The sequence below is a fragment of the Arthrobacter sp. HLT1-20 genome, from assembly GCF_054510895.1.
In genome coordinates this window covers 89,851-99,162 of sequence record NZ_JBTNDR010000015.1, presented here as the reverse complement: position 1 = coordinate 99,162, position 9,312 = coordinate 89,851, and the positions used below count along the sequence as shown (strand labels likewise).

The following is a 9,312-nucleotide window of genomic DNA, read 5'->3' as shown; positions in this document are numbered from 1 at the left end:
ATCAAAGTCCTCAATCACGTCCGCAATATGTGCGCCCACCACGCTCGGGTCTGGAACCAGCCAGTGACCTTCCGGCTCCAACGAATACCAACCGGAATGTCACCTCTTCTAAACCCACTCAATAGGCTGACCGGAACGCCGAAGACCCGCATCTACTCAGTCCTGTATCTCTGCGCGTTCCTCCTTGACAGCCTTGGTGACAACAGCGATTGGACGAACAAGGCACAGGCTCTCCTGGCCTCCTTCCCTAACGTTCCCGGACCCACCATCAACGACATCGGCGCACCAGAGAACTGGCATACTCATGCAATCTGGGACACCCAAATCTGAGAACACCCGGCGGCGAGAATTCACAACTCAAGCTGGGGCCCGATCAAAGCGATGAGGAACCAGATTCGCACTTCATCGCGTCCGGCAGTCATTTTTATGTTCGCAATTTAACCCCGAGAAATGATCCCAATCCATACCGGAAAGGACGACAGATAAGACCCAAATTGCCCTTAAATCAGGGAAGTTGATGCTCCAATCGCCCAGTAAGAAGTCACCAAACCGTATCTCTGCAATGGCAATTAGCCATCTGTCGGACAGGAAGGAAACCGGGCCCTGAACAACACATGTCGTTGATGCACGACGGCCCGCTATCGACAACCGGTGACATGCCGTCGATGATGCCGATGAACCTGCAAACGGCCACCAAACAGCAGCTCCGGCGCTACGCTGCAGGACCTCATCACGTTTTACTCACGTTATTGAACGAAAACCCACGGCAATCCTTGGCATGTCAAAGGGGCCCTGTTGTTCCGCACTCCCCCGGAAACACACGGTTTTTGACGTGAAACGATCACTGTTGGCATGAGACTCCTGAGTTTCTCTTGGCCGCCGGTTCGAGTCCGGCCCGGGGCACCAAATGTGGCTCTGACCTGCGGTTTTACTTTTTTGGCCGGGTGCGTCGGGGGGCCGAATCACGTTTTACTCACGTTTTTGAACGAAAAGTTGGTCACGAAATTGGCTCCAACTCGGCCGATTCAGGTTCAATTTGCTCTCATATTTCCCGACCAGTGGACAGAAAATCCCCTAGATTCCGCGATTGTTCCTGGCTTGGACGATCGTGGAATGTGACTACCAAGAATTGGCCCTCCGTTCGCCGTAATCTCGGCATTGAGGACCGTCGCTTAGCCAAGAACTTCCCTTGAGACTGCAGCCAGCACGGCGCGGGAGATTCGATCTTCCGGCCCACGTAGTCGGGCAATTTTGCCGTGAACTACCAGCCCAACGGTGGGCTGCAGCAGGTCCATTCCATGACGATTGACTTCCAGCCAGCCGGACCCCCCAAATCGTCCCGAAAGGGGTTGCCGGGACGATTTGGAGGAGTGGCGTCTTGTGATCCGGATTGTCTGCAAATTGCGAAAGGTACTGACCTGAGGAGAGAAGGGCATCGGCATCCGAATGTAACGGAATTATAACTTTTGAAGCTTTTTGGTTAGGCTTGAATAAATACATGCCCCTTAAGGGTATGTTCGTGGCCGCTTCGCCAAACCCCGTCGGCGGATCACGACCGTTCATTTTCTAGACGGGGACGGAGGAACCACCGCCGGCGCCTTAGTGCGCCTTGGGGTGAAGCGCGCTCAACAATCCAAGCCTGTACGGCTATGCGTTGAGCGGGCCGGGCAGACCCCTCGCCCGAATCCGACAGCTAACTTCGTCGGCGTCGAGAGGACCTTATCTATGCCTGCCCGCCGCCAACACGGCCGCCGCCGTGCCACCGTCTCCAAGACTTCCCCGACCTTGCCTGGACGCCACTGGACGTCTCCAGTTGAAATCAAATCCAAACACGTCACGGGCCGAAAGCCACTGGCACTAGCTGTGGCAGCGGCAGGATTCATTGCCCTAACGGCACTTCCCGCCGCACATGCCGAAACCAACCACCTTTCCTCTGCGGTGACCGCCAGCGCCGCCACCTCGACAGCGCAACCGACAGTGACAGCGGACAAGGACGTCGTGCTGTCTTTCGCTCAGCCGTCTCTTGTCAGCAAACCGGCACCAACGACAGCCCCCGCAGGCGGACTGCAGCCAGCGGCTGCAGAAAAGACCCCTGTGCCGGTACAGGCCCCAACAGTACCCACACCACCCGCACCGGCACCAGAAGCTCCTACTGCTAACCCGTCCTCGGGACTGGTGCCTCCGTTGGCCTCACTGACGGTCACCTCACCCTTCGGGTATCGGACCAATCCGTTGAGCGGCGCTGGTGGAGAACTGCACAACGGGATCGATTTCGGGGCGGCTTGCGGCACTGCCGTCTTCGCTTCGGGGAGCGGGACCGTGACAGAGGCTGGCTGGAGCCAGTACGGAGGCGGAAACCGGATTGTGGTTGACCATGGTGGCGGGATCAAAACCACGTATAACCACCTAGACAGCATTGGCGTCAGCGTCGGCCAGCAAGTCAGTGCAGGCGCGCAGATTGCTGGGGTTGGGTCAACGGGTAATTCCACCGGATGCCACCTTCATTTCGAGGTCGTCGTCAATGGTCAAACGGTCGATCCGGCACCGTTCATCTGATCGAATCCCCTCCTTCTTGGAAGGCACCGGTGTAAAAAGTGACATGTGGGGGTCCTGGTGGCCTTCGGGCCACCGTGACCCCTCCCATTGGCCAGGCACGCAAGGGCGAATTCACTGATAAATCATTATTGAGCTCATCCAAGTAGCGTGCTGCATGCTAACGCCGGGTGGATAACGGGCTGCTCCGAGAGAACCTATGATCTCCTGTCCAAGACGATCGTGGTACCCAGAACCTGTAACAACAGAACAAACAATGGGTAGCCGGAGATCGGTGGAGCAACGCCCCAAGCAGACTATGACTGAAGGCTGAGGCGACTCTAGGATCAGGACCGTGAAACGTCGCGGTCCTCAATCGTTGAGCGCACTGGCGGGACCCATCAGGGGCAGTGTGGTTGCCTTCATGGGCCAGGTTCTCGCCTGCATGCCCAAGGGTGGCAAGTCAGCGCTTCTTGGGCGTGGCACGTCCAGCCACGATGGCACCTGCAAACAAGAGGGCGGTAGCTGTGGGGTATCCGATGAGGAGATCCTGCATGCCGGGCGGACCCCCGGTCACGGCGACGTGTGCGATCCAGTGTGAGAGTCCGACCAGAACACCCACGGCCATGATCACCTGGCCGCTCCTGACTAAAGGCGGTGACGACGGTAGCCCCTGTGGGCGTCATGACCGGGGAGACCATTATTCCTGTTCTGTCCTTTCTAGGGCGGGTTGCTTAGCCGTTAGTGCCACCAGAGCATGCAGCCCCGGGTTCTGGCGTCTGCGGGCCCATGGCGTAGGCCTTGACGAACACGGGAAGTCGGGAATCATCGGCATTCGGTACGGTGAGCTGAGTACCCCACGCGGAGGCAGTGATGGACGCTTGTTGGTCCGGATTGGGGCTGAGGAGGACGTAGGGTTTTCCCTTGACCAGGGCAGTCAAGGCACTGACGTCTTTCTGGGAAAGGTCTGGCTTGTAACTGATCCAGACCGCCCCGTGTTCGAGTGAGTGAACAGCCCGCTCCTCATCGACTGGGTCTGAATAGATACCGCAGTTCGTCCACGTTGCTGAATGGTCACCACCAACACCGGGGACGTGTGGGTAGCTCACGGGGGTTTGGACGTGGTTACGGGTAAGGTTCGGGTACGTCTGGACCCCAGTGATCGGGTTCTTGGCGGCCGCAGCCGTCTCCTCGCGGGCCTGCATAGACCCGGTAATGACGAATGCGACTATGGTGATGACGGCGACGGCCAGCAGGCCAAATCCGCCGTAGACGAAAAGGTTCCGTCGGCGTTGTTTCACTCGGTGCGTGGCGAACACGGCATCGATTTTTGCCTTGCGTTCGACTTGTCGGTCCTTGGCGTTACTCATTGCTGTCTCCTTGGAGTAGACGGGGTCGCGGATATATCGTCTGAGTTGGTGGTGCGTATGGGATCTACGGTTGAACGAGGTTTGCCTCGCCAAAACAGGAATGCGGTGGCACCGGCGAGCAGTAACAGGCCTGAAACCCAGGTATTCACCCGAAGTCCCAAGATGGTGTTGGCATAGTCGGAGCGCAGCAGCTCGAATACGAACCGACCTGAGGTGTACAAGACGACATAGAGGGCAAATACGGATCCGGCCCCGAGCCGGAATTTCTTGTCAAGGTAGAGCAACAATCCTGCGGCGGCTAGGCACCAGAGGGATTCGTAGAGGAACGTTGGTTGAAAATAGCCCAGAATGATAGGGGCTCCGTTGCTGTCCAGGTAGGCGCGGCCGGTGCTGAAGTCCATTTGGTGGATCTGTAGTTTCCAGGGCACTGTGGTCGTGTCGCCGTAGAGTTCGTTGTTGAACCAGTTCCCCCAACGTCCGAGGCCTTGGGCGATCAGTAGCCCGGGGGCTGCGGCGTCGATGAGGGCGGTGAAGGAGACTTGGTTGCGTCGGCACCCAATGTAGGCGCCGAGAAGTCCCAGTGTGACGGCACCCCAGATGCCCATTCCGCCATCCCATATCTTCAGGGCGTTCCAGGGATTCATCCCTGGCGCGAAGTACAGTTCTGGGCTGGTGATGACGTGGTAGATCCGTCCGCCGGCGATGCCGAAGGGGACGGCCCAGATTGTAATATCCAGGATTGTTCCGGGTTTGCCTCCGCGGGCGATTAATCGTCGTCCGGTAAGCCAGACGGCAATCACAATGCCTGCCAGGATGCACAGGGCGTAGAAACGGATGGCCAGTGGCCCCAGTTGCAGTGCACTGACCGTGGGTGAGGGGATGAGTAGGGGTGTGAGCGCGATTGGATTCATGGGGGCCGTCTTACTTGAGGTAGGAGAAGACGCCCATCATGCCGCGTTCGGCATGATAAGCGTTATGGCAGTGGAAGAGCCACTGCCCCGGATTATCGGCATCGAAATAGACGGTGACGGTCTCTTTGGGACGGACTATGACTGTGTCCTTGCGAGCCCCGGTGGCGCCGATTTGGAAGGTGTGACCGTGAATGTGCATGGGGTGCCACATTTCGGTGTCGTTGATGAACTTCACCTCCACCCGTTCCCCGACCTTGAGGTCAAAAGCCTTTTCGAAGGGTTTGGTCATGTCAAAGCGTTGGCCGTTGATACCCCAGTCGTAGTTCGCCATTCCGCCACTTAGGCGCAGCTCGTGGGTGCGATCCGGTGACTTGGACGGAAGGTTCAAAGCTGGGTCAGCGGTAAGCTGGCCACCGTCAACGACCTTGCCGCTCAGCGTTTTCGGGAGAGCCTCTTTCCCGGGTGCTGTTCCGCTTCCGGTGGTAACTAGGCCGTAAGTCATCTGGGCTTTCCCCTCGGCAAGGGCCAGCACGGGGGTGTAGCCGTCCTGGACGGTCAGGATCGCGTCGATGCGTTCGCCCATCCCCAGGACGACGGCGTCCACGTCGGTGTGCTGGACGGGGAATCCATCGGTGTGAGTCAGAGTCAGTTTCTGGCCCGGGACCCCAACCCGGTAGGCGGTGTCTCCTGCGGCATTGATGATACGTAGGCGTATCCTTTCCCCCGCCGTGGCCGTGAAAGTCTCCGGGTTCTCCGGCTCACGGCCGTTGAACAGGTGGAGTGGGAAGGCGACGTCCCCGGCGTCACCGCCGAGGAAGTCGCTGCTGGCGCCCATGAGCATGTGGCCCATCACCATTCCGCCGTCGCCTTCGCCGTGGTTCATGCCACCCATACCGGCCATACCCTTGGAGAGCTCTTTGATGACGTCCTCTGGGGTGCCGGTGACGCCGTCGAGCCAGTCATCCAGGATGATCACCCAGTCCTTGTCGTACTTCAAACTTTCTTGAGGGTCTTCGATGATCAAGGCACCGTAGAGAGCCCGTTCTCGTTGCATTTCCACGTGTGAGTGGTACCAGTAGGTTCCCGGGTGGGGCAGCTTGAAGCTGTAGGGGTAGTCCTTGCTGGCGCCAATCGCGGCCTGAGTGAGTCCAGGGACACCATCGGCATCATTACGTAGGGCGAGTCCGTGCCAGTGAATGCTGGTGGGCTCGCTGAGCTTATTGGTGACGGTGACCTTGAGTTGGTCACCGGCTGTGCCGCGCAGGGTCGGTGCGATGAGGGCGCCGTCATAACCCCATGTTGTGAGCGTCTTCCCCGCCAGGGTGGTGGAGAACAGGCCGGGGGTGAGGGCTTTGGTGACGGTCTTTTCGGTGGAATCCCGCCGAGTTTCATAGTCGTTGATGAGTGGGTCGGTAGGAAGGATTCGGTTGGTTTGTCCGGTTGCTGGCGGGGTGGGTGTGCAAGCTGCCAAGGCGGCCGCTGCGGTGGCCGCGACGGAGAGCCCCAGGAAGGAGCGTCGGTTTAATGTGTGGCTCATGAGGTGTTCCTTTGAAGAATGTGGGCCTAGACGACGGTGAGGTAGGTACCGGAGAGGTTTTGCAGCTGGTAGATCCACTGCATCCAGACTCCGGTGACCATCAAGACGCCGAGGACAATCAGCATGCTGGCTCCAGCGATGTTGACAATGCGGATGTGGCGACGGATGAAGCCCAGAATTTGGGTAACCCAGCCCAGGCCGAGGGCGACTAGGAGGAAGGGTATGCCCAAGCCGAGGCAGTAGATGAAAGCCAGTATTGCCCCGCGCCAGGCATTGCCGGAGGAGATGCTCAGGGTCAGAACGGCGCTAAGTGTCGGGCCCATGCAGGGTGTCCAGCCCAGGCCAAACACAATGCCCAGTAACGGTGCCCCGCCAAGTCCGGTGCGTCGAGTGAGCGTTAGTTTGCGGCTCTGTTGTAACCAAGAGAACTTCCCCAGCAACACCAGTCCCATGACGATCACGACAACGCCCAGGACGCGCATGAGAGGGTCCTGCCATCGGAAGAGCCAGGAGCCAACCATCCCGAAAGCAGCCCCGTAAAGGGTGAACACGGCACCGAATCCGAGGATAAACAGACCCACCCCTGCCACCACACGCCGGCGATTGCGCGCCTGGTTCGGATCGGTCAAACCAGAGACGTAGCCGAGGTAGCCAGGAACGAGGGGCCGAATGCATGGGGATAGAAACGAGACGATACCGGCAATCAGGGCCAGTCGTATGGCGACGAGGAGGGCGCCGGAGGTTACCGTCGTGGCGAAAAACTCTCCGGTACTCATGTTGCTAGGATGCAGCTGGCTGGAATGTTGCTCCGCCGTCGGTGGAAACTTGGACTCCATTGGTAGTGGCCGCCCAAATCCAGGGTTTGCCTGTGGTGCCGGCTAGGGCAGTGATGGCTTCGACTTGGCCCGTGATTTTTCCTCTCTCGGTCCATGTCAGTCCTGAATCGTTCGAGACGTAGACGCTCCCATCCGGAGCAACACCGACAGCTTCCGTCGGGGCTTTCATCTCTGAGTCAGCAAACGCGGCGAACTGAATGATGGGTCCCTTGGGTACGAGTTCCCAGGTTTGCCCGGCGTCGATTGAGCGTTGAATTCCCGCTTCGGTGGTCGCCAACACGACGGTCGAGGCGGGGTTTCCGGCCAAAACGGCAGGCGAGAACGTTGCGGGCGAGGTAGACCACGCTATTCCATCTGTGCTGGTGCGAAGTTGCCCGTCGAAAGCGACCAAGCTGCCGCCGCTAACGGTCAGGGCGTGGAAGTCTGACTGGCCGCCTCGGGAGACCTGTTGCCAGGTCTTTCCCTCATCAGTGGATTTCACCAGTCCGAGGGGGTTCGGCAATGAGGAATCCGGCCCGGGGTGACCGGACGCGTAGTAGGTTCCCGGCTCGGCAGAGGAGGTGAATCCCATGAGATCGATGGTATTTTCACTGATTTTTTTCCGCGTTGTCCCTGTTGCATCGAACAACCCATCGTGAGTGGCTAGAAGGACCTTGGTCGAGGAGGGGTCCACATAGATCCCGTGGACATGATCGCTGCCCACTGCCGCAACAGCTTGCGGATCCGGTGGTGTCGAACAACCAGCCAGCACGAGAAGCGTGAGCGTTGCCACGATCGCTGTAGTGCGGGCAGGCGAAAGGAAGAAGCGGGGTTTCACAAGAACTCCAAAACATGCTGATCGAAAAGATTGAAGGTGGTGGCGGTTCTAACGTCCACGAACCGCCACCGTTAGTTGTCAGCAGCAGTCAAGGACTACAGCGCCGCCAGTAAGTCCTTCATGTCTTTGATCTCGGATTCCTGTGAGGCGACGATGCTCTTCGCCAAAGTCACCGCGTTGGCGTTCTTGCCGCCGGTAACCTCGGACGTGGCCATTGCCACGGCGCCTTCATGATGGGCGATCATCTGGGTCAGAAACAGCTTGCTCGCCTCCGCCCCCTCGGCGGCCTTGAGCTTGTCCAAGTCGGCCGCCGACATCATGCCGCTCATGGAGTGATCGCCGGCCATGACCGTTGGCTCGGTCCAGCCGGTGAGCCAGGTGGTCATTTTTTTGATTTCCGGGTCCTGGGCGGCCTTGATGTCCGTGGCCAATGCGGTGATCTTCGCATCGAGGCCAGTCTTGGCGAGCATGATGTCGCTCATCTCCACCGCCTGGGTGTGGTGGGGGATCATCATTTGGGCAAACATTGTGTCTGCGGAATTGTGTTCGCCCACCGTAACCGGCGCTTGTGTCGTCGTGGAATCGCCATGGTTCATGCTTGGCATGGATCCGCCGTCGGTTCCGGTGGAGCATCCTGCCAGGGCGATCATGGCGGCAACAATGGTGGCTGAAACGGTCAATGATTTTTTCATAACAAACAGTCCTTCACTTAAACTTCTCGAATATCTAGCAGTTGCCCTAGCTTTAAGGGCACACGAATGAGGACCCGTGAGAGATACACGGGACTATTCATCGGTTTACGTTCTGCTGATCGAGAGTTGATTCAGTGACGGCGGATCGGGAACACGGCCAGAGGACTTGTGTCCAGCAAGCACCAGAAAAGCAGATTCGGTCGAAGGAAGCACAAGCGTTCCGGGCAGAGGCAAATTCACCACAGCTGTGGCGAGGCTTGGAATGCAACTCTGGTGCATGTCCATGGATGATTCACATCCAGTGGAGGAACAGCCGCAGCCCGTCAGCGCAGTCGATGGCGCATGAGCGGCGCTGCCAAGCATTGCGTGTCCTTCGGACACTGGGTGCTCCGACACCGGAGTGCTTTTGACACTGACTGTTTCGGTGGAGGCGTTCATCATACTGGGAGAAGCCATGGATGAAACGGCTGCTCCGCCCATAACATGCATCCCGAAGATCCCGCCGATGACAGCGAACGCAAGAGCGATCATCCCGCCCCAGCGCAGGAAGGATCCCAGCGTGGGCGTGTTACTTGGCAGGCCCATGGTGAAATCCTTTCTGTAGTTCCTCTGGAATC

The 9,312-nt window shown here is 58.6% G+C and carries 10 protein-coding genes and 1 riboswitch; of the genes, 3 read left to right on the top strand and 7 right to left on the bottom strand.

Going from position 1 to position 9,312, the window contains the following annotated elements:
- Positions 1–96 precede the first annotated feature (96 nt).
- From ACX80Q_RS10290 to ACX80Q_RS10280, 3 genes are all read left to right on the top strand, one after another.
- Positions 97–330 carry a hypothetical protein gene (locus tag ACX80Q_RS10290; protein ID WP_459330438.1) on the top strand — a complete coding sequence of 78 codons (234 nt, stop codon included), beginning with the start codon at positions 97–99 and terminating at the stop codon, positions 328–330.
- Positions 331–1,546: 1,216 nt separating this feature from the next.
- A riboswitch (cyclic di-AMP (ydaO/yuaA leader) is annotated at positions 1,547–1,720 on the top strand.
- A 143-nt stretch (positions 1,721–1,863) separates the two neighbouring features.
- A complete protein-coding gene (locus tag ACX80Q_RS10285) occupies positions 1,864–2,556 on the top strand; it encodes a M23 family metallopeptidase (protein ID WP_459330437.1) in 693 nt (230 codons plus the stop codon).
- Positions 2,557–2,887: 331 nt separating this feature from the next.
- Complete coding sequence (locus tag ACX80Q_RS10280; RefSeq protein ID WP_459330436.1) at positions 2,888–3,133, top strand: hypothetical protein; 246 nt, start codon at positions 2,888–2,890, stop codon at positions 3,131–3,133.
- Positions 3,134–3,266: 133 nt separating this feature from the next.
- Here the strand turns inward: ACX80Q_RS10280 and ACX80Q_RS10275 are convergent, their stop codons facing one another.
- The 7 genes from ACX80Q_RS10275 to ACX80Q_RS10245 form a co-directional block, all read right to left on the bottom strand.
- Entirely contained in the window at positions 3,267–3,902 is a 636-nt protein-coding gene (locus tag ACX80Q_RS10275) for a DUF3105 domain-containing protein (RefSeq protein ID WP_459330435.1), read from the bottom strand.
- Entirely contained in the window at positions 3,899–4,813 is a 915-nt protein-coding gene (gene lgt, locus ACX80Q_RS10270; protein WP_459330434.1) for a prolipoprotein diacylglyceryl transferase, read from the bottom strand. The genes ACX80Q_RS10275 and lgt overlap by 4 nt, the downstream gene beginning before the upstream one ends.
- 10 nt (positions 4,814–4,823) lie before the next feature.
- Positions 4,824–6,350, bottom strand: a complete 1,527-nt coding sequence (locus ACX80Q_RS10265) for a multicopper oxidase family protein (RefSeq protein WP_459330433.1) — start codon at positions 6,348–6,350, stop codon at positions 4,824–4,826.
- 26 nt (positions 6,351–6,376) lie between these two features.
- Positions 6,377–7,126: a cytochrome c biogenesis CcdA family protein gene (locus tag ACX80Q_RS10260; protein ID WP_459330432.1), complete on the bottom strand. Its 750-nt coding sequence runs from the start codon at positions 7,124–7,126 to the stop codon at positions 6,377–6,379.
- 4 nt (positions 7,127–7,130) lie between these two features.
- Positions 7,131–7,889, bottom strand: a complete 759-nt coding sequence (locus tag ACX80Q_RS10255; protein WP_459330440.1) for a F510_1955 family glycosylhydrolase — start codon at positions 7,887–7,889, stop codon at positions 7,131–7,133.
- A gap of 209 nt (positions 7,890–8,098) precedes the next feature.
- Entirely contained in the window at positions 8,099–8,695 is a 597-nt protein-coding gene (locus ACX80Q_RS10250) for a DUF305 domain-containing protein (protein ID WP_459330431.1), read from the bottom strand.
- A 105-nt stretch (positions 8,696–8,800) separates the two neighbouring features.
- Entirely contained in the window at positions 8,801–9,280 is a 480-nt protein-coding gene (locus ACX80Q_RS10245; RefSeq protein WP_459330430.1) for a DUF6153 family protein, read from the bottom strand.
- Between the last annotated feature and the right edge of the window lie 32 nt (positions 9,281–9,312).